The sequence below is a fragment of the Hydrogenophaga crocea genome (assembly GCF_011388215.1).
In the GTDB taxonomy this organism is placed as follows: Bacteria; Pseudomonadota; Gammaproteobacteria; order Burkholderiales; family Burkholderiaceae_C; genus Hydrogenophaga; species Hydrogenophaga crocea.
This window is the reverse complement of record NZ_CP049989.1, coordinates 2,057,584-2,079,908: the sequence shown is the minus strand read 5'-3', so window position 1 is coordinate 2,079,908 and position 22,325 is coordinate 2,057,584. Positions and strand designations below refer to the sequence as shown.

Sequence of the window (22,325 nt, the reverse complement as noted above, 5' to 3'; positions counted from 1 at the left end):
TCCCATGAGCCGTTCCCCCCTGATCACGCGCCACGGCCTCGACGACGTGCTCGCCTGGTGCCCCGAAGGCCCGGTGAGCGTGCGCGAGTTCCTGGCCGACGCCCTGGCCTTTGCCGCGCAGCTGCCGGCGCAGGGCCAGCTCATCAACCTGTGTGAAGACCGCTACCGCTTTGCCGTGGGTTTTGCGGCCGGTCTGCTGCGCGGCAAGACCAGCCTGCAGCCCTCGTCGCAGGCGCCGCACAGCCTGCGCCAGGTGGCCGAGGACTATCCCGGTTCGGTGTGCCTGGTCGACGCCACCGCCGCGCCTGCCGACCTGCCGGCCCTCGCGGTGCCCGCGCGCGCGGGGCAGGGCGGGCCGCTGCCCGAGGCCGTGCCCCTGATCGACGACGCGCAGGTGGCGGCCATTCTGTTCACCTCGGGCTCCACCGGCCGGCCGCAGCCGCACCGCAAGCACTGGGGCCGTCTGGTGCGCAACGGCCAGGCCGAGGCCGCGGCGCTGGGTCTGCTCGAGCGCCCGTGTTCGCTGGTGGGCACGGTGCCGGTGCAGCACAGCTACGGCTTCGAGTCGACCCTGCTGCTCGCGCTGCACGGCGGCTGCCGCTTCTGGTCGGGCAAGCCCTTCTACCCGCAGGACATCGCCGACGCACTGGCCGCCGTGCCCGCGCCGCGCATGCTCGTCACCACGCCTTTTCACCTGGGCAACTGGCTGGCGGCGGCGCTGCCCAGCGTGCCGCTGGAGCGCGTGCTCTCGGCCACCGCGCCGCTGGCCGAAGGCCTGGCGCGCCAGGCCGAGGCCGCCAGCGGCGCGCAGGTGCACGAGATCTACGGCTCCACCGAGTCGTCGGCGCTGGCCAGCCGGCGCACGGTGGACGGCGTGCCCTGGACCCTGATGCAGCAGGTGGCCCTGCGCATCGAGGCCGACGTGGCCACCGCCTCGGGCGGTCACGTGGAGGGCGAGGTGCCGCTGGCCGACGTGCTCGAGCCGCTGCCCGACGGCCGCTTCGTGCTGCACGGCCGCATCGCCGATCTTGTCAACATCGCGGGCAAGCGCACGTCGCTGGCCTACCTGAACCAGCAGCTCGCGGGCCTGCCCGGCGTGGTCGACGCGGCCTTCTACCTGCCTGACGGCGCCGACGACGCGCCCGGCATCACCCGCCTCGCGGCCTTCGCGGTGGCGCCGCAGCACAGCGCCGCGCAGCTCATGGCGCTGCTGCGCGAGCGGCTCGACCCGATCTTCCTGCCGCGCCCGCTGGTGCTCTTGCCCGGCCTGCCGCGCAACGCCACCGGCAAGCTCACGCGCGAGGCGCTGGGTGCTCTGTATCGGCGGGAGGTGTTGCATGAGCGCGCCTGAGGCCACCCCCGCCTTCGCCCTGGAGCGCGACTGGGTGGTGCCCGCCGACCACCCGGCCTTCGCGGGCCACTTCCCGGGCCAGCCCATCCTGCCCGGCGTGGTGCTGCTCGACCAGGCCCTGCAGGCCGCGCGCACGCTCGCGCCCGGCGCCGCACGCTGGGCGCTGCCGCAGGCCAAGTTCCTGCGCACCGTGGCGCCCGGGCAGTTGCTGCGGCTGCGGCTGCGCGCGCTGCCGTCGTCGGCCTTCGCCTTCGAGTTCCTGCACGCCGGCGTGGTGGTGGCGCAGGGCCAGCTCAAACCCGAACCGGCCGCGCCATGACGCAGCCCGGCGCGGCCCGCCCCGACTGGCGCAACCAGCCCGAGCGCAGCAACGCCTGGCTGCTGCGCTTCATGGTGCGCCTGTCGCTGCTGCTCGGCCGCTCGCTGAGCCGCGTGGTGCTGCACGGGGCCACGGCCTATTTCGTGCTGTTTGCGCCCCGCGCGCGGCGCGCGAGCCGCGATTACCTGGCGCGTGTGCTCGGCCGGCCCGCGCACTGGCGCGAGGTCTACCGCCACCTGTTCAGCTTCGCCACCACGGTGCACGACCGCGTGTTCCTGCTCAACGACCGCTTCGACCTGTTCGACATCGAAATCGAAGGCGGCGAGGCGCTGCTGCAGGCCATGAAGGGCGGGCAGGGCGTGCTGCTCATGGGCGCGCACCTGGGCAGCTTCGAGGTGCTGCGCTGCGTGGGCCGCCGCCACCCCGACATCCGCGTGGCCATGATGATGTTCGAGGACAACGCGCGCAAGGTGGCCGACGCCCTGCGCGCCATCAACCCCGACGCGCGCCAGGACGTGGTGGCCCTGGGCCAGCCCGACTCGATGATCGAGGCCTCGCGGCGGCTCGAGCAAGGACAGCTCGTGGGCCTGCTGGTCGACCGCTCGCTCACGCGCGAGGACCGCGTGCCGCACGATTTCCTCGGCGCGCCCGCGGGCTTCCCGCTCGCACCCTGGCACATGGCCACGGTGCTGCGCGCGCCGGTGTTCTTCATGGCCGGCCTGTACCTGGGCGGGCGGCGCTACCGGCTGGTGTTCGAGCCCATTGCCGACCTGCGCGGTGCACAACGCGCGCAGCGCGCGGCGCAGTCGCGCCAGGCCCAGGCAGACTACGTGCGATGCCTGCAGGCCCACTGCCGCGCCGCGCCCTACAACTGGTTCAACTTCTTCGACTTCTGGAACGCATGATCACCCGCTGGACCTGTCTGCTCGCGCTGCTGCTGCTGCTGCCCCTGGGCGCGGCCCGCGCCGCCGACGACATCGACCGCCTGATGGCCGAGCTGGCCGCCAACCCCGGCGGCACGGTGCGCTTTGTCGAGAAGCGCCACATGGCCATGTTCGACAAGCCGCTCGAATCGAGCGGCGAGATGAGCTACTACCCGCCCGACTGGCTCGAACGCCGCACGCTCAAGCCGCGGCCCGAGCGCGTGCTGCTCGAAAAAGACACGCTCACGGTCGAGCGCGAGCGCCGCCGCTTCAGCATGCCGGTGTCGCAGCGCCCCGAGGTGATGGCCTTCGTGGCCAGCGTGCGCAGCACGCTCGCGGGCGACCGCGCCGGGCTCGAGCGCCACTACGCGCTCGCCTACCAGGGCAACCGCCAGCGCTGGACGCTCACGCTGGTGCCGCGCGAGCCGCGCATGCTGGCCATCGTCACGCGCATCGCGATCAGCGGCGAGCAGGCGCTGGTGCGCCACATCGAATACCAGCAGGCCGACGGTGACCGCTCCGAAATGAGCATCAGCGCGCCGGTGAGCAAGCCATGAGCCGCGCGCAGCTGCCGCGCGCCGGCGTGGTGATCGTGGTCTGGGCCCTGCTGCTGGGCCTGGGCGCGTGGTTCGTCGCGAACACGCGCTTCACCACCGACCTGTCCTTCTTCCTGCCCGCCAGGCCCACGCCCGCGCAGCAGGTGCTGGTGGAACAGCTGCGCGAGGGCGTGGTCTCGCGCCTGCTGATGGTGGCCATCGAAGGCGGCGACGAAGCCGCGCGCGGCCAGGCCTCGCGCGCACTGCGCGAGCGGCTGGCCCGGGGCGACACCTTCGTGGCGGTACAGAACGGCGAGCTCGAAGCTTTCGACAAGGAGCTCGGCGTGCTGCTGCAGCACCGGTACCAGCTCAGCCCCGCGGTGGACGAGCAGCGCTTCGAGCCCGAGCCCCTGCGCCAGGCCATCCTCGACGGCATCGACCTCGTCTCTTCGCCCGCGGGTCTGTTGTTCAAGCCGCACTTCACGCGCGATCCCACGGGCGAGATGCTGGAGGTGCTCACGGGCTGGCAGTCGCAGGGCCAGATCGCCATGGCCGATGGCGTCTGGGTGTCGCGCGACGGCGCGCGTGCGCTGCTGCTGCTGCAGACGCGCGCCGCGGGCACCGACACCGACGGCCAGGCCGCCGCGATCGAGCGCGTGCGCGAGGCCTTCGCGGGCGTGGCGCGCGAGCACACCGGGCTGCGGCTCGAGATCTCGGGCCCGGGTCTCTTTGCGGTGCAGGCGCGCGCGGCGATCCAGGGCGACATCGCCCAGCTCACGCTGTTCAGCGCGATCGGCATCAACCTGCTGCTGTTCGCCATGTACCGGCGCGTGCGCCTGCTGCTGTTCACGACCGTGCCGGTCATCAGCGGTTCGGTGGCGGGCCTGGTCGCGGTGGGGCTGGTGCACGACTCGATCTTCGCCATCACCGCGGGCTTCGGTGCCGCGCTCATCGGCGAGGCGGTCGACTACGGCATCTACTACTTCGTGCAGTCGGGCCGCGCCGCGCGCGAGGCCTGGCAGCGGCGCTACTGGCCCACCATCCGCCTGGGCGTGGCGACCTCGGTGTGCGGCTTCGGCGCGCTGCTGTTCGCGGGCTTTCCGGGCCTGGCCCAGCTCGGCCTGTACGCGCTCACCGGCGTGATCACCGCGGCCGCGGTCACGCGCCTGGTGCTGCCGGCCATGGCCGGCGACCTCACGGTGCGCACGCCGCAGTTGCCCGCGTTCGTGGTGCCGCTGGTGCAGCGCCTGCGTGTGCTGCGCTGGCCGGTGCTGGCGCTGGGCGTGCTGGCGCTGGCCCACATCGTCGAGCACCGGCAGGCGCTGTGGGAGCCCAACCTGTCGGCGCTGTCGTCGGTGAGCGCCGAAGAAGCGCAGCGCGATACGCAGTTGCGCCGCGACCTCGGCGCGCCCGATGCGCGCTACATCGTGGTGGTTCGCGCGCCCAGCCGCGAGGCCGCGCTGCAGGGCGCCGAGGCCGCGGGCCGGCGCCTCGCGCCGCTGGTGGAGCAGGGCCTGATCGGCGGCTTCGACAGCCCCGCGCGCTTCCTGCCCAGCGAAGCGCTGCAGCGGCAACGCCAGCAAAGCCTGCCCGAGCCTGCGGCGCTGCGTGCCAGCCTGGCCCGCGCCACCGAAGACCTGCCGCTGTCGGCCGCGCGGCTGGCGCCCTTCGTGCAGGACGTGGCCGATGCGCGCAACGCCCCGGCGCTCACCGCGAAAGACCTCGAAGGCACGGCGCTCGCGCTGGCCGTCGATTCGCTGCTGCAGCCGCACGGTGACGCCTGGACCGCGCTGCTGCCGCTGCGCCCCGCGGCCACGTCCGAGGGCTCGGACATCCCGGCCCAGGCGGTGCGCGACGCGCTCGCGGGCAGCGGCGTGCTCTTCCTGGACCTCAAGACCGAGTTCGAAGCGGTCTACGGCGACTACCTCGACGAGGCCATCACGCTGTCGCTGGCCGGCATGGCCGCCATCGCGCTGCTCATGGCGGCGGCGCTGCGCCACACGCGCCGCCTGGTCGCGGTGCTGCTGCCCATCGCGGTCACGGTGGTGATCGTGATCGCCGGCCTGCACGCGCTGGGCGTGCGGCTGCACCTGCTGCACCTGGTGGGCGTGCTGCTGATCGTGGCCGTGGGCTCGAACTACGCGCTGTTCCTCGAGCGCTGGCAGCGCGACGAGAACGGCGACCCGCAGTCGCTGCTGTCCATCATGGTGGCCTGCGCCACCACAGTGATCGGCTTTGGCGCGCTTGCGAGCTCGTCGGTGCCGGTGCTCAGCGCCGTGGGCCAGACCGTGGCGCCCGGCGCCTTGCTCGCGCTGCTGCTGTCGGCCGTGCTCGCGCCGCGTGCCACGTCCGCCGCCGGGGGGCCGCGCGCGTGAGAATCCTGCCCATGGCGCGCCACGCCGCGCCCGCGCCCGTGCGCCTGTGCTGGCTGCCCGGCGCGGCCATGCGCGCCGAAGACATCGCCGCCCAGCCCTGGGGCGCCGCGCTCGCCGCGCACGGCTTCGCGGCCGACATGGACGCCATCGACCTCGAACCCGAACGCCTGGACGGCGCCGACGCGATCGACCGCTGCGCGGGCGAGGTGCTGCGGCCCGCGCGCGAAGCGGGCCAGCGCGTGTGGCTCGCGGGCATCTCGCTCGGCGGCTGGCAATCGGTGCTGTGCGCGGCGCGCCATCCCGGGCTGGTGGACGGCCTGTGCCTGTTCTCGCCCTACCCGGGTGACCGCCTGGCCTGGCGCCGCATCGCGCAGGCCGGCGGGCTCGATGCCTGGACGCCCGAACCGCACGAGAGCGACCCGGCGCTGGCCGTGTGGGCCTGGTGGCGGCGGCCGCCGCGCAGCCTGCGCGTGTGGCTGGGCTATGGCAGCGCCGACCGCTTCGGCGACGGCATGGACCGCATGGCCGAGCGCCTGCAGGGCGCGCCCGACCGGCACGCCGTGCACCGCATCGACGCCGATCACGACTGGGCCTGCTGGCACCGGCTCTGGGGGGACTTTCTCCACCACGGCCTGGCGCCGTGGCACGCTCGGGGCCCCGGAGCCTCCGCATGAACCCGACCGCCACCGCCCCGCGCCCCTGGCGCCCCGCGCCCGCGCTGCCCGCCAGCGCGCTGCTGCATGGCGCGGCGCTGGGCCTGGGCCTGTGGCAGCCGGGCTGGTGGCCCTGGCTCGCGTCGGCCGTGGTCGCCAACCACGCGGCGCTGGTGGCTGGCAGCCTGTGGCCGCGCTCGCAGTGGCTGGGCGAAAACTGGACGCGCCTGCCCGCCGCGGCCGCGGCCCGAGGCGCCTTCGCGATCACCATCGACGACGGCCCCGACCCCGAGGTCACGCCGCGCGTGCTCGACGCGCTCGACGCGCTCGGCGCGCGCGCGAGCTTCTTCTGCATCGGCCACCGCGCGCAGGCCCACCCGGCGCTGTGCCGCGCCATCGTCGCGCGCGGCCACCGCGTGGAGAACCATGGTCACAGCCACTCCAACGCCTTCTCGCTGTTCGGGCCGCGGCGCATGCGCGCCGACATCGCCACCGCGCAGCGGGTGCTGGCCGACATCACCGGCCAGGCGCCGCGTTTCTTCCGGCCCACCGCGGGCCTGCGCAACCCCTTTCTCGACCCGGTGCTGCACGGCCTGGGCCTGGTGCACGCGAGCTGGACGCGCCGCGGCTACGACACCCGCACGGGCGACGTGGCCACGGTGCACCGCCGCCTGGCGCGCGGCTTCGCGGCCGGCGACATCCTGCTGCTGCACGACGGCCACTGCGCGCGCGCGCCCGACGGTCAGCCCGTGCTGCTGCACCTGCTGCCGCGGCTGATGGCCGACGCGCAGCGCCTGGGCCTGCGGCCCGTGACCCTGGCCGACACGCTTTCTCCCCCGTCCCCATGAGCCACGCCTTCATCCGAGACCTCGTCGACCACGCGAGCAGCCGCTTCCGCGCGGGTGGGCCTTTCGCCTACCACTACGCGCGCGGCAAGCTGGGCCACGACACCATCTTCCACCACGTGCTGAGCCACGGCCTGCTGGGCGGCGCCACGCGCGTGCTCGACCTCGGCAGCGGCCAGGGCAGCCTGTTCTCGTGGCTGCTCGCGGCGCAGCAGATGGCCGAACGCGGCCACTGGCCCGCCGGCTGGGCGCCCGCGCCGCGCGCCACCGAGCTGCGCGGCATCGAGCTCATGCCGGCCGACGTGGAGCGCGCGCGCCAGGCCTTCGGCGCCGACCACCCGGTGGTGCGCATCGAGCTCGGCGACATGACCGAGAGCGCGCTCGGCCAGCCCGAGGCCGTGACCATCCTCGACGCGCTGCACTACGTCGATGTGGACCGCCAGCGCGCGCTGCTGCGCCGCATCCGCGAAGCGCTGCCGCGCGGCGGTGTGTTCCTCACGCGCATCGGCGATGCCTCGGCGGGCTGGCGCTTTCACGTGTGCAACGGGGTCGACAAGGTCGTCACGTTCGCGCGCGGCCACCGGCTGCCGCGCCTGCACTGCCGCCCGCTGGCCGAGTGGCGCAGCGACCTCGAGGCCCTGGGCTTCGAGGTGAGCCACCGCGACATGAGCGGGCGCAAGCCCTTCGCCAACGTCATGCTGCATTGCCGGGTGCGCTGATGCAGGCCTTCGTCATGCCACCGGTCGCCATCACCGCGCACACCGCCACCTCCTGCCTGGGGCAGGGCGTGGCCGCGCACACCCGGGCGCTGCGCGAGGGCCGCAGCGGCCTCACGCCCTGCCGCTTCGAAACCGTGGACCTGCCGACCTGGATCGGCGAAGTGCCCGGCGTGGACGCCGTGGCCTTGCCCGCCGGCCTGGAGCGCTTCGACTGCCGCAACAACCGCCTGGCCTGGCTCGCGCTGCAGGCCGACGGCTTCGCCGAGCGCGTGCGCGCGGCCGTGGCCCGCTGCGGTGCCGACCGCGTGGGCGTGTTCGTGGGCACCAGCACCTCGGGCATTCTCGAGACCGAGCTCGCCTACCGCCGCCGCGACCCGGCCAGCGGCGCGCTGCCCCCCGACTTCCACTACGCCACCACGCACAACACCTACTCGGTGGCCGACTTCGTGCGCACGGCCTTCGGCATCGAGGGCATGGCCATGAGCCTGTCGAGCGCGTGCTCGTCCAGCGCCAAGGTATTCGCGGCCGCGGCGCGCCAGCTGCAGGCCGGCACCATCGACGCGGCCGTGGTGGGCGGCGTCGATTCCTTGTGCCTGACCACGCTCTACGGCTTCGCCTCGCTGCAGCTCACCTCGCCGCAACCCTGCCGCCCGGGCGATGCCGCGCGCGACGGCATCTCCATCGGCGAGGCCGCGGCCTTCGCGCTGCTCGAGCCGGGCCAGGCACCCGCGCCCCTGCGCCTGCTGGGCGTGGGCGAGTCGAGCGACGCGCACCACATGTCGGCGCCGCACCCCGAGGGCCTGGGCGCGCAGCGCGCCATGGCCGCGGCGCTGCGCAGCGCGGGCCTGCAGCCGGGCGACATCGACTACATCAACCTGCACGGCACGGCCACGCCCGCCAACGACGCGGCCGAGGGCCTGGCCGTGGCCGCGCTGTTCGGCCGCGGCGTGCCCTGCTCGTCGACCAAGGGCGCCACCGGCCACACGCTGGGCGCGGCGGGTGCGCTCGAAGCCGTGGTCTGCGCCATCGCGCTGGCCGAGGGCTGGCTGCCCGGCAGCCCGGGCACCGAAACGGTCGACCCCGCGATCGACATCGATTACCGCCGCGAGGGCAGCGCGCTGCCCGGCATGCGCCACGTGCTGTCGAATTCCTTCGGCTTCGGCGGCAGCAACGCGAGCCTGGTCTTCAGCAGGGGAAGCGCATGAGCCTGCCCTCCCTCTGGCTGCACGGCATCGGGCTGATCGCGCCGGGCCTCGACCATTGGACGCAGGCGCGCACCGTGCTGCGCGGCGAAGCCGCGTGGGCGAACGCGCCCACCGTGCTGCCGCCGGCCGATCGCCTGCCCGCGGCCGAGCGCCGGCGTGCCAGCCGCGTGGTGCGCGTGGCGCTCGCGCTCGGCCTGCAGGCGCTCGACGGCCAGGACCCGGCCGACATCGCCACCGTGTTCACCGCTTCGGGCGCCGACGGCCACAACTGCCATGCGCTGTGCGAACAGCTCGCGGGCGAAGACCGTGCGATCTCGCCCACGCGCTTCCACAACTCGGTGCACAACGCGGCCGCGGGCTACTGGGGCATCGCCACGCGCTCGATGGCGCCCAGCCAGGTGCTCTGCGCGCACGACGCGAGCTTCGGCGCGGGCTGGCTCGACGCGCTCGGCCAGCTCCAGACCGAAGACGAGGTGCTGCTTGTGGCCTACGACAGCGAGTACCCCGAGCCGCTGCACGCCTGCCGCCCCTTGCCCGACGCCGCGGGCCTGGCGCTGTGGCTGGGCCGCGCGCCGCGCGCGCACAGCCTGGGCCAGGTGCAGACCGCGCTGGTGCGCGGCGCCGCCGACGCCATGGCCGACCCGGGCCTGGAGGGCCTGCGCGCCGCCTTCCCCTCGCTGCGCGCGCTGCCCCTGCTCGAACGCATCGCCCGCGGCGACACCGCGCCGGCCACCGTCGAATACCTCGCGCCGCAGCACCTGCAGCTGCGCTTCACCCCGCGTTGACCCATGAGCCCTGACGCCACCCTCGAGCGCGACGCGATCGCGCGCCGCATTCCCCACCAGGGCCGCATGTGCCTGCTCGACCGCGTGCTGCACTGGTCCGCGTCGGCCATCGAGTGCGAAGCCTGGCCCGACCCCGGCGACACCCACCCGCTGCGCCACGAAGGCGCGCTGTCGGCCGTGCACGCGGTGGAGTACGCGGCCCAGGCCATGGCGGTGCACGGCACGCTGCTCGCGGGCCGTGACGACGCGCCCAAGGCCGGCTACCTCGCGAGCGTGCGTGGCGTGCAGTTGCACCGCGACACGATCGAGGCCGCCGACGCGCCGCTGCGCATCCGCGCCGAACGCCTGTCGGGCGACGGCGGCAGCGTGCTCTACCAGTTCCGCGTCGAGGGCGCGCGCGGCGCCCTGGCCGACGGCCGCGCGGCCGCGGTGCTCGATGCCGCGGCCGCGACCGGGGGGGCGGCATGAAGCGCGCGCTGGTCACGGGCGGCAGCGGCGGCCTGGGCGCGGCCATCGCGCAGCGCCTGGCGCAAGACGGCTTTCATGTGCTGATCCACGCCAACCAGGGCCTGGAACGCGCCGAGGCGCTCGCGCAGCGCCTGCGCGACGCCGGCGGCAGCGCCGAGGCCCTGCGCTTCGACGTCACCGACCGCGAGGCCTGCGCGCAGGCGCTGGCCGCGGTGGTCGAGGCCGGCCCGGTGCAGGTGCTGGTGAACAACGCGGGCATCCACGACGACGCGGTGCTCGCCGGCATGCGCGGCGAGCAATGGGACCGCGTGATCGACGTCTCGCTCAATGGCTTCTTCAACGTCACGCAGCCGCTGCTGCTGCCCATGATCCGCACGCGCTGGGGCCGCGTGATCAACATCAGCTCGGTCTCGGGCGTGATGGGCAACCGCGGCCAGGCCAACTACGCGGCGGCCAAGGCCGCGCTGCACGCGGCGGGGCGCTCGCTCGCGCTCGAAGTGGCTTCGCGCGGCATCACGGTGAACGCGGTGGCGCCGGGCATCGTGGACACGGGCATGGCCACCGAGGCCTTCGACGCCAACGCCATCAAGCAGCTCGTGCCCATGCAGCGCGCGGGCCGCGCCGACGAGGTGGCCGCGCTCGTGGCCTTCCTGGCCAGCGACGCGGCGGGCTACATCAGCGGCCAGGTGATCGGCATCAACGGCGCGATGGCCTGAGCCGGCGCGCCAGCAGCAGCGGCAACCTCAGCACGAAGCCCGTGAACAGGCGGGTGTGCATCCAACTGAGCAGGGCGTTGTCGCGCAGGTATTTGAAGTGCGACACACCGCCCTCGTCGGGCTGCAGGTAGCGCACCGGCGCGTCCACGTTGATGGGCCGCACGCCGGCCCAGCACAGCCGCACCACGGCCTCGGGGTCGAAATCGAAGCGGCGCATGAAGCGCGTGCCCCGCATCACGCGCACCAGCGCCGCGATCGGGTACACGCGAAAGCCGTAGAGCGAATCGCCCACGCCCATGCCCAGGGTTTCCAGGTTGGCCCAGGCGTTGGACACGCGCCGGCCCTGCACGCGCAGCGCGGGCGCTTCGGGGCCGAACACCGGCTTGCCCAGCACCATGGCCTCGGGTGCGGCCGCGGAGGTGGCCATGAACGTGGGGATGAGTTCGGCCGGGTGCTGGCCGTCGGCGTCCATGGTGAGCGCATGCGTGAAGCCTTCGGCGGCCGCGGCCTGCAGGCCCGCGAGCACTGCCGCGCCCTTGCCCTGGTTGTGCGGCAGCACGATCACGCGCAGCTGCGGGTCTTGTTCGGCCATGGCCTGCACGGCGGCGGTGGAGTGGTCGGTGCTGCCGTCGACCACCACCCACACGGGCGCCCATTGCGCGCGCGCCGCGCGCACCGTGACGGCGAGCAGCTCGCCGGGGTTGTAGCTGGGGATCAGGACGAGGTGGGTGCGGGACGTGTGGGGCATTGCGGGCGTCTGGGGCATGGGGCGGAGCATGTCACGCGGCGGTGTGCGGTCCGGCCCGCAATTCGTCGTCGAAATGTTGCTGCAGTGCCTGATTGAAACCGCACGCGTCGTCGGGCGGCTCGAAACGCCGGCCCAGGCGCACCCGCACCACCAGCGGCAGCGAGGGGCGGCGCCACAGCGGCCATTGTTTCCCGAGGTAGGGCGAGGAGAACTCGATCAGCACCGTCTGCACCGTGGCGCGCGTGCGCTGCGCGAGCAGGCCGATCGAGGGCAGCAGCGGGTTCACCGGCCAGCGCGTGGTGCGCGTGCCTTCCGGGAACAGCACCACCTGGCCGCCTTCGTTGAGCACGCGGCGGCAGCGCAGCACCACGTTGAGCAGGTTGTCGTTGCGGATGTAGCGCGCGAGCCGGGCCGCCGCGCCGAACATGGGGTTGTCCATCAGGCCGGCCTTCATGATGCAGACCGCATCGGGCAGGCGCGAGATCAGCAGCACCGCGTCGAGCAGGCTCGGGTGGTTGGCCACGATGATCATCGGGCCCTCGCGCGGCAGTTGCTCGAGCGCGCTGAGGTCGAAGCGGCAGCCGCACAGGCGCTCGAGCGCGAACAGGTAGAAGCGGAACGTGAGGGTGGCCACGCGCCGCCCCAGCGGTTGGCCCCAGCGCCGCGGCAGCACGCGGTACAGCACCATGGCCAGCGGGAACCAGCTCAGGCAGAGCAGGGCGAGCAGGCCCAGGCCCGTGACCATGGCCAGGTGCTCGCGCAGCGCGTGCAGGATCTTCATGCGCCCGCCACCGGTGCGATGGCCAGCGATTCGACCTCGACCAGCAATTCGGTGCGGCACACATCGGCCTGCAGCAGCGTGAGGCGGGCGCCGCCCAGGTGGCGTTGCAGTGCACCGCGCACCGCATCCATGTGCGCGGCGTGGCGCACGTAGGCGCGGTGCACCAGGCTGTCGGGCCCGACGCCGCCGCAGCGGCTGTGGCGGCGCGCCGCGCCTAGCACGGCGTGGATGTTGCGCGCCGTCTCCTCGCACTGGGCGGTCACGTCGCCCGGATGCACGCTTTCGTGGCCCACGATGCTGGCCGTGCCCGAGATGAACAACAGCTCGCGCGAGCCGTGCCAGGCCAGGGCGGCGCGCGCGAACACCGGCGGGCGCGGGCCGTATTGCGCCGGGTAGTGGAAGGCGCTGATCTGGCGCGGGTTCTCGATCGGGCAGGGCGCCGCGCGGCCCGCCATGAAGGCGATGGACAGCGGTCCGCCCGTGCAGCCCAGCGCGCTGGCCGCGGGCACCAGGTGTTCGGTGGCCGCGCCCGCAGCGCGGTAGGCGTCGTGGCGGCCCTGGTTGAACCAGCGGTAGCGCTCCAGGCCGTCGTCGTCGCGGTTGATCTCGGCCAGGTAGTTCCAGACCCGCCACAGGTGCGGCATGCCTTGCGCCTGCAGCAGGGCGAACAGGCGGCCATAGGCCTGTTCGCTGAGCGCGCGCAGGCGTTCGCCGCGGCCCGGACCGGGTTGCTCGTCGAGCTCGATCAGGCCGAACAGCAGATCGGGCGTGGCGCGCCAATGCAGGCCCGGCTCGCGGCCTTCGTTCACGGCATCGTCCGCGCACCAGGTCTCGCGCCAGGCGGTGTCGGCGGCAGCCGGGGCCATGTGCAGGCGCTGTTCGGGCCAGGCCGGCGCGCCCGGCGCGCCCCGCACGGCGGCGCCGCCGAGTGCGTGGCGCGGGTCGGCGGGCAGGGCGTTGGCCAGCAGGTGAAGCCCGCTCACCGGCTTCGCTCCGGGGGACATGCCACGGCGTGGGCGCGGGCTCGCGTGCGCCGTTCCCTCATGAGCCCGTGGGCAGTGCGCTGCCGGGGCGGATGTTGCGTTTGCGCTGCCGCCAGGCGCGCCAGCTGCGCAGTGGGTTGCCCAGGTTGACGGCGAAGTACAGGCTCTTGAACGCCAGCAGCGACGGCCCGATGGGCGTGCGTCCGAACAGGTCGCCCGCGAGCACCGACAACAGGGCCTCTTTCATGCGCAGGGGGTTGCGCGGGTACATGAAGAAGCCGCGCATGGTCGGGTTGGTCATGCGGTAGATGAACCACGAGAACGCGCGCGGGCCGTGGCGCATGTGGCGGTCGAAGGCGCGCAGCGCGGCCGGCGCCTTGCCGGGCTCGCGCAGGCAGGTGTCCACCGTGCGTGCGCCCACCTGCGCACTGCTCATGGCCAGCCACACGCCCGAGGAGAACACCGGGTCGATGAAGGCGTAGGCGTCGCCCAGCAGCAGAAAGCCCTCGCCGTGGCTCAGGCGCGATGTGTACGAGTAGTTGCCCGTGGCCTCGGCGGGCGTGACCATCTCGGCGTCACGCAGCCGCTCGGACAGCCCGGGGCAAGTGGCGATGTTGTCGAGCAGGAACTGCTGCAGGCCGCGCTCGCCGCGCGTCTTCATGTGGTACGGCCAGGTGACCATGCCCACGCTGGTCGCGCCGTCACTCAGCGGGATGAACCAGAACCAGCCGTGGTCGAACCAGAACACGGTGATGTTGCCCTCGTCGTGGCCGCTGAGCCGGCGCGCGCCGCGGAAGTGGGCGTAGATCGCCGCGCTGTTGTGGTCGGGGTTCTTCTGCTTGGCCTGCAACTGGCCCGCGAGCAGGGTGTCGCGCCCGGTGCAATCGAGCACGAAGCGCGGCCGCCATTCGGTGCGCAGTCCCTGCGCGTCGACGCTGGTGACGGTTTCGAGCCGCTGGCGGTCGCCGGACCAGGCGAGCTCGGTCGCGCGCGTGCCTTCGTGCACCTCCACGCCTTGGGCCTGCGCGTTGCGCAGCAGCAGGTGGTCGAAGTCGGCGCGCTTGACCTGGTAGGCCGTGGGCATGGACTTGTCCCAGGCGTCGGCGAAGTAATAGGTCTGGGTGTGGCTGTGCTGCGGCGAGACGAACTCGGCGCCCGGCTTGAGCATGCCGATCGCGCGCACCGCTTCGCCCACGCCGAGTTCATCGAGCAGGGGCATGTTGGCGGGCAGCAGCGACTCGCCAATGTGGAAACGGGGGTGGTGGTCCTTGTCGATCAGGACCACCTGGTGGCCTTGGCGGGCGAGCAGCGTCGACGCGGTCGAGCCGGCCGGTCCGCCGCCAATCACCAGTACGTCGCAGGTCCGAATCGCGGGGTCGGCAGGGTGCATGGCGTCTCACGGGCTGCCCTGCGCCGGTGGGTCGGACGACCCAGCCGGCCAGGGGAGCGGGGATTTTAGAAGCCCGCCAGGGGCAATACCCCGGGCGCCAGGCACAAAAAAAGGCCCCCACCGCAGGGTGGGGGCTTCGAAGGGTCCGATGAAATCGAATTTCGAAAGGGACCCGAGGAGACAACCAGAAAAAAACCGGGGCAGCAGACCTTGCGAAAGAGCTTACGGTCGACTGCCTGCACTCAATTGTGGGCAACCGACCGGAAGTCAAGTCCTGCGATCAGCGGCGCCGAAGGCGCGCTTTTCAGCGCTTCTTGGCGGCGGTCTTGGTGGCGTTGACGGCGGTGGCCGTGACGGTGTTGAAGTTGGCTTCGGCCATTTCGGTCGCTTGCTTGACCGCCTTCTGCACGGATTCGATGGCGTTGTTGGCGGCGGACACGGCGCTCTTCATCACGGCGACGGCGCTTTCCGAGCCGGCGGGCGCGTTCTTGGAGGCGTTGTCGACCACGGCCATGAACTTCTTCTGCGCGTCGGCGGCGGTGGCTTCGGCGGCCTTGCTGAATTCGGCGCCGGTGCCCGAGGCGATGTCGTAGAGGTGGCGGCTGTAGGCCACCGACTTCTCGGCCATGGGCTGCACCATGCTGGCCTGCAGGCTCAGCAGTTCCTGGGCGTCCTTGACGCTCAGCAGGGCCTGGGTGTTGTTGGCGGACTCGGACAGCGCGGCCTTGGTGGCCTGGATGTTCAGTTCAACGAGCTTCTCGACGCCTTCGAACGCCTTCTGGGTCAGGCCGAAGAGCGTGTCGAATTGGGCTTTCTGGGCGGCGATGAGTTGTTCGGCGGTCAGCATGTCGGTACTCCTTGAGAGGTGGATGGAAGAGGGCACTCACGGTTGCGGCGTGGACGCTGGTGCTTGTGGATCCAAGCGTCCCTCCCGTCCGTTTATGCTGCGCTGCAACATGGCTCGAATTATAGGGACCGGTCGGCCGTGTGCAAGCGGTTTTTGTTGCGCTGCAACATTTTAGGGGTGCGGTTCTAAATCCCGGGCCCGGGCTGCGGCATCGGGGCCCGGCCACAATGCGCGCGCCCTGCGACAGCCCCACCGTGCACGCCTTCTACGCCGACCATTTCGTGTTGCCCCTGCCCAGCGGGCACCGCTTCCCCATGGCCAAGTACGCCCGGCTGCGCGAGCGGCTGGCGACCGAGCTGCCCGAGGTGGCCCTTCACGAGGCCCTGCCGGCCTCCGACGGCGAGCTGGCCCTGGTGCACACGCCGGCCTACATCGACGCGATCGCGCACGGCACGCTGGCCCCGGCGCTGCAACGCGAGATCGGCTTTCCCTGGAGCCCGGCGATGGCCGAGCGCGCGCGACGTTCGGTGGGCGCGACCCTGCAGGCCGCGCGGCGCGTGATGGCGCAGGGCGGCGGGTTGGCGGCCAACCTCGCGGGCGGCACGCACCACGCCTATGCCGACAAGGGCGGCGGCTTCTGCGTGTTCAACGATTTCGCGGTGGCCGCGCGCCTGATGCAGGCCGAACACCTGCGGCGCCACGGCCCGCGTGCGCCGCTGCAGGTGGCCATCGTGGACCTCGACGTGCACCAGGGCAATGGCACGGCACGCATCTTCGCCAACGACGCCAGCGTGTTCACGCTCTCGCTGCACGGCGCCAAGAATTTCCCGTTCCGCAAGGAGCCCAGCGACCTCGACGTGGAGCTGCCCGACGGCGCGCGCGACGACGAGTACCTGCACGCGCTCGACCTCGCGCTCGACGAGCTCGAACGGCGCTTCGAGCCCGGCCTGGTGCTGTACCTCGCGGGGGCCGATCCGCACGAAGGCGACCGGCTCGGCCGCCTCAAGCTGAGTTTCGACGGCCTGGAGGCGCGCGACCGTCGCGTGATGGGCTGGGCCGCGCGGCGCGGCCTGCCGCTGGTGTTCGCCATGGGCGGCGGTTACGGCCACGACCTGGAGGCCACGGTGCAGGTGCAGGTCAACACCTACCGCGTCGCGCTCGAGCACGAGCGGCGCTGGCAGGCGCAAGCGGTGCGGTCGGCGACAACCCCCGCCGGCATGCGCTGGCACAATGCCCGCCCATGACCGCGAACGCCCCGGCCCCTCGCCCGACCCCGCGGCCCCGCAGCGACTTCCGCGCGTTCCGCGCCATCTCCACGCGCTGGGCCGACAACGACGTCTACGGGCACGTCAACAACGTCGTCTACTACAGTTGGTTCGACACCGCCGTCAACGCGCACCTGATCGAAGCCGGTGCGCTCGACATCCACACCGGCGGCGTCATCGGCCTGGTCGTGGAGACGCAGTGCCATTACTTCGCACCGCTGGCCTTCCCGCAAACCGTGTGGGCCGGCGTGCGCGTGGCGCACCTGGGCAGTTCCAGTGTGCGCTACGAAGTCGGCCTGTTCGCCGACGGCGCCGAGACCACGGCCGCCCACGGTCACTTCGTGCACGTGTACGTGGACCGGGAGACGCGCCGGCCCGTGCCCCTGCCGGCCGCCCTCAAACACACCCTGGAGACCCTGCGATGAACCTGGCCGAGACCGTGATCGACCCCGCGAGCGTGGACGCCGCCATCACCACGCGCATGTCGGCGCGCGCCTTCCTGCCCACGCCGGTGCCGCGCGAGACCATCGAACACATCCTCGACGTGGCGCGCCGCGCGCCCTCGGGCACCAACACCCAGCCCTGGAAGGTCTACGTGCTGCAGAACGCGGTGCGCGACGAGCTGGTGAACAAGGTGGTGGCCGCGCACGACGCCATCTACGCCAACCCGGCGCTGGCCGCCGAGTACCGCGAGGAATACGACTACTACCCCGAGAAGTGGATCAGCCCCTACATCGACCGCCGGCGCGAGAACGGCTGGGGGCTGTACGGCCTGCTGGGCATCCAGAAGGGCGAGAAGGACAAGATGCACGCGCAGCACCAGCGCAACTTCCGCCTGTTCGACGCGCCCGTGGGCCTGATGTTCACGCTCGACCGCGCCATGGGCCGCGGCTCGCTGGTCGACTACGGCATGTTCCTGCAGAACATCATGGTGGCCGCGCGCGGCCAGGGCCTGCACACCTGCCCGCAGGCGGCCTGGAACGGCTTTGCCAAGATCATCCTGCCCCTGATCGGCGCCGGCCCCGACGAAATGCTGGTCTGCGGCATGGCCCTGGGCTATGCCGATCCCGACGCGCCGGTCAACGGCTTTCACACCCCGCGCGAGCCCGTGTCTGCGTTCACGCAGTGGCTCGGCTGAACCTCACTCATCCACATCACAGGAGACTCCCGATGATCACCACCCCCAGCGGCCTGCAATACGAAGACACCGTGGTCGGCCAGGGCGACGAAGCCCGCGCCGGACGCCCCGTGCAGGTGCACTACACCGGCTGGCTCTACCAGGACGGCGTGGCCGGCCGCAAGTTCGATTCGAGCAAGGACCGCGGCCAGCCCTTCGAATTCCCGCTGGGCATGGGCCATGTCATCAAGGGCTGGGACGAAGGCGTGCAGGGCATGAAGGTGGGCGGCACGCGCCGCCTCGTGATCCCGGCCGAACTCGGTTACGGCGCGCGTGGCGCGGGCGGTGTGATCCCGCCCAATGCCACGCTGCTGTTCGAAGTCGACCTGCTGGCCGTCTGATCCGGAGTTGCCGATGACACACGGGATGCCCAGGGCAATGGCCCTGCTGGCCGGGGCCTTGCTGCCCGGCCTGGCTTTTGCTGCCGATCTCGACGGCAGCCAGCTCTCGGCCTGGTGGGGCCTGCCTTTTGCGGGCGTGCTGCTGTCGATCGCGCTCATGCCGCTGGTGGCGCCGGTGTTCTGGCACCACCACTTCGGCAAGGTGTCGGCGGCCTGGGCGCTGGCCTTCCTGCTGCCCTTCGCGGCCACCTTCGGCGCCGGCGCCACCGGCGCGGCCGTGGTGCACGCGGCGCTGGCCGAGTACATCCCGTTCATCATCCTGCTCACCGCGCTGTTCACGGTGGCCGGCGGCATCTACGTGCGCGGCAACCTGCACGGCAGCCCCGGCCTGAACACCGCCATCCTCGCGATCGGCGCGGTGCTCGCGAGCTTCATGGGCACCACGGGTGCCTCCATGCTGCTGATCCGCCCGCTGATCCGCGCCAACGACAACCGCCGCCACCAGGTGCACGTGGTGGTGTTCTTCATCTTCATCGTGTCCAACGCCGGCGGCGCGCTCACGCCGCTGGGCGATCCGCCGCTGTTCCTGGGTTTCCTCAAGGGCGTCGACTTCTTCTGGACCGTGGTCCACATGTGGGCCAAGACCGGCTTCCTGATCGGCGTGCTGCTCGCGCTGTTCTACGCGATCGACTGGTGGTACTACCACCGGCGCGAAGAGATCCGCCCGGTCGATCCCACGCCCGACACGCCGCGCCTGGGCTTCGAGGGCGGCGTGAACTTCGCGCTGCTCGGCGTGGTGGTGGCGCTGGTGCTCATGAGCGGCCTCTGGAAGTCGCCGGTGGCGTTCAACATCGCGGGCACCGAGGTGGGCCTGCCCGGCATCGTGCGCGACGTCGGCCTGATCATCGTGACCCTGCTGTCGCTGCGCCTCACGCCCGCGAGCGCACACGAGAACAACCAGTTCAACTGGGCGCCCATGCAGGAAGTGGCCAAGCTGTTCGCCGCCATCTTCCTCACCATCATCCCGGTGATCGCCATGCTCAAGGCCGGTGTGGACGGCCCCTTCGCCGCGGTGATCCGCGCGGTGACGCTGCCCGACGGCTCGCCCAACAACGCCATGTACTTCTGGGCCACGGGCGCGCTGAGCTCGTTCCTCGACAACGCGCCCACCTACCTGGTGTTCTTCAACACCGCGGGCGGTGATCCGCAGGTGCTCATGAACGCGCTCGCGCCCACGCTGATCGCGATCTCGGCGGGCGCGGTGTTCATGGGCGCCAACACCTACATCGGCAACGCCCCCAACCTCATGGTCAAGGCGATCGCCGAAGACCGCGGCGTGAAGATGCCCAGCTTCTTCGGCTACATGGCCTGGTCGGTGGGCATCCTGGTGCCGCTGTTCGCGCTCATGACCTGGATCTGGTTCGTCTGACACAACCCCAACAAGGAGACATCCGCATGGCCGCCAAGCCCGCCATCCTCGTGAGCCGCAAGATCTTCCCCGACGTGGTGGAACATCTGCGACCGCATTTCGAGGTCGACCACAACGACACCGATGGCGTGCTCACGCCGGACCAGCTCATCGAACGGCTGCAGGGCAAGGTGGGCGCCATGACCACGGGCAGCGAGCGCATCGACGGCGCGGTGGCCGCGGCCTGCCCCGCGCTGCGCATCGTGGCCAACATCGCGGTGGGCTACAACAACTTCGACGTGCCCGCGCTGAGCGCCGCCGGCGTGGTGGCCACCAACACGCCCGACGTGCTCACCGAGACCACGGCCGACTTCGGCTTTGCGCTGCTCATGGCCACGGCGCGCCGCCTCACCGAGAGCGAACACTTCCTGCGCGCGGGCCAGTGGAACCGCTGGGCGCTCGACATGTTCGCGGGCGCCGAAGTGCACGGCAGCACCCTGGGCATCCTGGGCATGGGCCGCATCGGCCAGGCCATCGCGCGCCGCGGCGCGCTGGGCTTCGGCATGAAGGTGATCTACCACAACCGCTCGCGCCTGGACGCCGCCACCGAGGCCGCGTGCAAGGCCACCTACGTGGACAAGGCCACGCTGCTGCGCGAGGCCGATCACCTCATCCTGGTGCTGCCCTACAGCGCGAGCAGCCACCACGCCATCGGTGCGGCCGAGATCGCGCAGATGAAGCCCACGGCCACGCTGATCAACATCGCGCGCGGCGGCATCGTCGACGACGCGGCACTTGCGCAGGCCCTGAAGGAACGCCGCATCGCCGCGGCCGGCCTCGACGTGTTCGAGGGCGAGCCCCGGGTGCACCCCGATCTGCTCACCGTGCCCAACGTGGTGCTCACGCCGCACATCGCGAGCGCCACCATCCAGACGCGCCGCGCCATGGCCATGCTCGCGGCCGACAACCTGATCGACTACCTCGTGAAGGGTCAGCCGCGCACGCCGCTCAATGCCGAGATCATCGGCAAGGGGGCGCGCGCCTGATGGACACCGCCTTGCTCGTCGCGCTGCTGGTGCTCGCGCTGGCGGGCGTGGGGCTGCAGCTCGTGCTGGCGCTGCGCAAGCCCGCGCCCGGGCCCGAACCCCTCCCCATGGCCGACGAACTCGCGCACCGCCAGGCGGTGCTCGCGCAGCTGCAGCAGATCGCCCAGCGCGTGGACCACGTGGAAGGCGAGCTGCGGCGCGAGGTGACCGACAACGCGCGCAACGCGCGCCAGGAGCAGCTTGAAGGCCTGAGCCGCTTCCAGGCCTCGATCACCGCGCAATCGGCCGAGACCACGCGCACGCAGAACGCCCAGCTCGATGCCTTCGCGCAGCAGCTCGTGCAGCTGCGCGGCGCGCTCGGCGACACGCTCACGCGCCAGCTGCAGGACATGAGCGAGGCCAACGCGCGCCGCCTGGCCGAGATCCGCACCACGCTCGACGCCCAGCTCGCGCAGCTGCAGCAGGGCAACGCGGCCAAGCTCGACGAGATGCGCGCCGTGGTCGACGAGAAGTTGCAGAGCACGCTGCAGGCGCGCCTGGGCGAGAGCTTCAAGCAGGTGGCCGACCGGCTCGAGCAGGTGCACAAGGGCCTGGGCGAGATGCAGACGCTCGCGCAGGGCGTGGGCGACCTCAAGCACCTGCTCACCAACGTCAAGACGCGCGGCATGTTCGGCGAGGCCCAGCTCGGGGCTTTGCTCGAGCAGGTGTTCGCGCCCGACCAGTACGCGACCCAGGTGGTCACGCGCCCGGGCACGCGCAACCCGGTCGACTTCGCGGTGCGCCTGCCCGGCCGTGGCGAAGACGGCGCGCCGTGCTGGCTGCCCATCGACGCCAAGTTTCCCAACGAAGACTACGAGCGCCTGCTCGACGCGCAGCAGCGCGCCGACGTCGAAGGCGTGGAGCTCGCGGCCAAGGCGCTCGAGCAGCGCATCCGCCTCGAGGCCAAGAGCATGGCCGAGAAATACCTCGAGCCGCCGCACACCACCGATTTCGCGATCCTGTTCCTGCCCACCGAAGGCCTGTACGCCGAGGTGCTGCGCCGCCCGGGCCTGATGGAGCTGCTGCAGCGCGAGCACCGTGTCACGCTGGCCGGGCCCACCACGCTCATGGCCATGCTCAACTCGCTGCAGATGGGCTTTCGCACGCTGGCGCTGGAAAAGCGCAGCAGCGAGGTCTGGCAGGTGCTGGGCGCGGTCAAGACCGAGTTCGGCAAGTTCGGCGACGTGCTGGCCAAGGTCAAGGGACAGACGCAGACCGTGCTCAACACGCTCGAGCAGGCCGAGGTGCGCAGCCGCGCCATGGGCCGCGCGCTCAAGACCGTCGAGGCCCTGCCGCAGGAGCGCAGCAGCGCGCTGCTGCCGCTCGACACCGACCCCGCCGACCGGGACGCCCCTTGAACCCGCGCCTACGTGTCGATCTGGCGCGGCTGATCGCCTCGCAGATC

The 22,325-nt window shown here is 72.1% G+C and carries 24 protein-coding genes; 19 read left to right on the top strand and 5 right to left on the bottom strand.

Going from position 1 to position 22,325, the window contains the following annotated elements:
• The first annotated feature begins 4 nt into the window (after positions 1-4).
• The 12 genes from G9Q37_RS09870 to fabG are packed head-to-tail and all read left to right on the top strand — an operon-like array spanning position 5 to position 10,895.
• Entirely contained in the window at positions 5-1,351 is a 1,347-nt protein-coding gene (locus tag G9Q37_RS09870) for an AMP-binding protein (protein ID WP_166227030.1), read from the top strand.
• The gene (locus G9Q37_RS09865; RefSeq protein WP_166227029.1) at positions 1,338-1,670 is read left to right on the top strand and encodes an ApeI family dehydratase; all 333 of its coding nucleotides are present in this window, start codon (positions 1,338-1,340) and stop codon (positions 1,668-1,670) included. Before G9Q37_RS09870 ends, G9Q37_RS09865 begins: the two co-directional genes overlap by 14 nt.
• Positions 1,667-2,575, top strand: a complete 909-nt coding sequence (locus tag G9Q37_RS09860; RefSeq protein WP_166227028.1) for an LpxL/LpxP family acyltransferase — start codon at positions 1,667-1,669, stop codon at positions 2,573-2,575. Before G9Q37_RS09865 ends, G9Q37_RS09860 begins: the two co-directional genes overlap by 4 nt.
• Positions 2,572-3,150, top strand: a complete 579-nt coding sequence (locus G9Q37_RS09855; RefSeq protein ID WP_166227027.1) for a LolA-related protein — start codon at positions 2,572-2,574, stop codon at positions 3,148-3,150. The genes G9Q37_RS09860 and G9Q37_RS09855 overlap by 4 nt, the downstream gene beginning before the upstream one ends.
• A complete protein-coding gene (locus G9Q37_RS09850) occupies positions 3,147-5,504 on the top strand; it encodes an MMPL family transporter (RefSeq protein WP_166227026.1) in 2,358 nt (785 codons plus the stop codon). The genes G9Q37_RS09855 and G9Q37_RS09850 overlap by 4 nt, the downstream gene beginning before the upstream one ends.
• 11 nt (positions 5,505-5,515) lie before the next feature.
• On the top strand, positions 5,516-6,178 hold the full coding sequence (locus G9Q37_RS09845; protein WP_166227025.1) for an alpha/beta hydrolase-fold protein: 663 nt from the start codon (positions 5,516-5,518) through the stop codon (positions 6,176-6,178).
• Positions 6,175-7,005, top strand: coding sequence for a polysaccharide deacetylase family protein (locus G9Q37_RS09840; protein WP_166227024.1), 831 nt, complete (start codon positions 6,175-6,177; stop codon positions 7,003-7,005). Before G9Q37_RS09845 ends, G9Q37_RS09840 begins: the two co-directional genes overlap by 4 nt.
• Entirely contained in the window at positions 7,002-7,721 is a 720-nt protein-coding gene (locus G9Q37_RS09835; protein ID WP_166227023.1) for an SAM-dependent methyltransferase, read from the top strand. The genes G9Q37_RS09840 and G9Q37_RS09835 overlap by 4 nt, the downstream gene beginning before the upstream one ends.
• 14 nt (positions 7,722-7,735) lie before the next feature.
• Positions 7,736-8,926 carry a beta-ketoacyl-[acyl-carrier-protein] synthase family protein gene (locus G9Q37_RS09830; protein WP_166231151.1) on the top strand — a complete coding sequence of 397 codons (1,191 nt, stop codon included), beginning with the start codon at positions 7,736-7,738 and terminating at the stop codon, positions 8,924-8,926.
• On the top strand, positions 8,923-9,711 hold the full coding sequence (locus tag G9Q37_RS09825; RefSeq protein WP_166227022.1) for a beta-ketoacyl synthase chain length factor: 789 nt from the start codon (positions 8,923-8,925) through the stop codon (positions 9,709-9,711). Before G9Q37_RS09830 ends, G9Q37_RS09825 begins: the two co-directional genes overlap by 4 nt.
• A 3-nt stretch (positions 9,712-9,714) precedes the next feature.
• Positions 9,715-10,179: a hotdog family protein gene (locus G9Q37_RS09820; protein ID WP_166227021.1), complete on the top strand. Its 465-nt coding sequence runs from the start codon at positions 9,715-9,717 to the stop codon at positions 10,177-10,179.
• Positions 10,176-10,895 (top strand): 3-oxoacyl-ACP reductase FabG, encoded by a 720-nt coding sequence (gene fabG, locus G9Q37_RS09815; protein ID WP_166227020.1) that lies wholly within the window; start codon positions 10,176-10,178, stop codon positions 10,893-10,895. The genes G9Q37_RS09820 and fabG overlap by 4 nt, the downstream gene beginning before the upstream one ends.
• Here the strand turns inward: fabG and G9Q37_RS09810 are convergent.
• The 5 genes from G9Q37_RS09810 to G9Q37_RS09790 all read right to left on the bottom strand — a co-directional run bounded on the left by G9Q37_RS09810 (position 10,876) and on the right by G9Q37_RS09790 (position 15,644).
• Positions 10,876-11,643 carry a glycosyltransferase family 2 protein gene (locus tag G9Q37_RS09810; protein ID WP_166227019.1) on the bottom strand — a complete coding sequence of 256 codons (768 nt, stop codon included), beginning with the start codon at positions 11,641-11,643 and terminating at the stop codon, positions 10,876-10,878. The two genes, fabG and G9Q37_RS09810, sit on opposite strands and share 20 nt — an antisense overlap.
• A gap of 31 nt (positions 11,644-11,674) precedes the next feature.
• Positions 11,675-12,424: a lysophospholipid acyltransferase family protein gene (locus G9Q37_RS09805; protein ID WP_166227018.1), complete on the bottom strand. Its 750-nt coding sequence runs from the start codon at positions 12,422-12,424 to the stop codon at positions 11,675-11,677.
• Complete coding sequence (locus tag G9Q37_RS09800; RefSeq protein ID WP_166227017.1) at positions 12,421-13,407, bottom strand: chorismate transformation FkbO/Hyg5 family protein; 987 nt, start codon at positions 13,405-13,407, stop codon at positions 12,421-12,423. Before G9Q37_RS09800 ends, G9Q37_RS09805 begins: the two co-directional genes overlap by 4 nt.
• A 58-nt stretch (positions 13,408-13,465) precedes the next feature.
• Complete coding sequence (locus tag G9Q37_RS09795) at positions 13,466-14,797, bottom strand: NAD(P)/FAD-dependent oxidoreductase (RefSeq protein ID WP_166227016.1); 1,332 nt, start codon at positions 14,795-14,797, stop codon at positions 13,466-13,468.
• A 304-nt stretch (positions 14,798-15,101) separates the two neighbouring features.
• Positions 15,102-15,644 carry a phasin family protein gene (locus tag G9Q37_RS09790; RefSeq protein WP_166227015.1) on the bottom strand — a complete coding sequence of 181 codons (543 nt, stop codon included), beginning with the start codon at positions 15,642-15,644 and terminating at the stop codon, positions 15,102-15,104.
• A gap of 254 nt (positions 15,645-15,898) precedes the next feature.
• Between G9Q37_RS09790 and G9Q37_RS09785 the strand changes: the two genes are divergently transcribed.
• The 7 genes from G9Q37_RS09785 to G9Q37_RS09755 are packed head-to-tail and all read left to right on the top strand — an operon-like array spanning position 15,899 to position 22,278.
• Complete coding sequence (locus G9Q37_RS09785) at positions 15,899-16,888, top strand: histone deacetylase family protein (protein ID WP_166231148.1); 990 nt, start codon at positions 15,899-15,901, stop codon at positions 16,886-16,888.
• Positions 16,885-17,334 carry an acyl-CoA thioesterase gene (locus G9Q37_RS09780; RefSeq protein WP_166227014.1) on the top strand — a complete coding sequence of 150 codons (450 nt, stop codon included), beginning with the start codon at positions 16,885-16,887 and terminating at the stop codon, positions 17,332-17,334. The genes G9Q37_RS09785 and G9Q37_RS09780 overlap by 4 nt, the downstream gene beginning before the upstream one ends.
• A complete protein-coding gene (locus G9Q37_RS09775) occupies positions 17,331-18,047 on the top strand; it encodes a nitroreductase (protein WP_166227013.1) in 717 nt (238 codons plus the stop codon). The genes G9Q37_RS09780 and G9Q37_RS09775 overlap by 4 nt, the downstream gene beginning before the upstream one ends.
• 32 nt (positions 18,048-18,079) lie before the next feature.
• The gene (locus tag G9Q37_RS09770; protein ID WP_166227012.1) at positions 18,080-18,427 is read left to right on the top strand and encodes an FKBP-type peptidyl-prolyl cis-trans isomerase; all 348 of its coding nucleotides are present in this window, start codon (positions 18,080-18,082) and stop codon (positions 18,425-18,427) included.
• 25 nt (positions 18,428-18,452) lie between these two features.
• Positions 18,453-19,856, top strand: coding sequence for a sodium:proton antiporter (locus G9Q37_RS09765; protein ID WP_166227011.1), 1,404 nt, complete (start codon positions 18,453-18,455; stop codon positions 19,854-19,856).
• A gap of 26 nt (positions 19,857-19,882) precedes the next feature.
• Positions 19,883-20,881, top strand: coding sequence for a 2-hydroxyacid dehydrogenase (locus G9Q37_RS09760; protein ID WP_166227010.1), 999 nt, complete (start codon positions 19,883-19,885; stop codon positions 20,879-20,881).
• Positions 20,881-22,278 (top strand): DNA recombination protein RmuC, encoded by a 1,398-nt coding sequence (locus tag G9Q37_RS09755; protein WP_166227009.1) that lies wholly within the window; start codon positions 20,881-20,883, stop codon positions 22,276-22,278. The genes G9Q37_RS09760 and G9Q37_RS09755 overlap by 1 nt, the downstream gene beginning before the upstream one ends.
• The last annotated feature ends 47 nt before the right edge of the window (positions 22,279-22,325 follow it).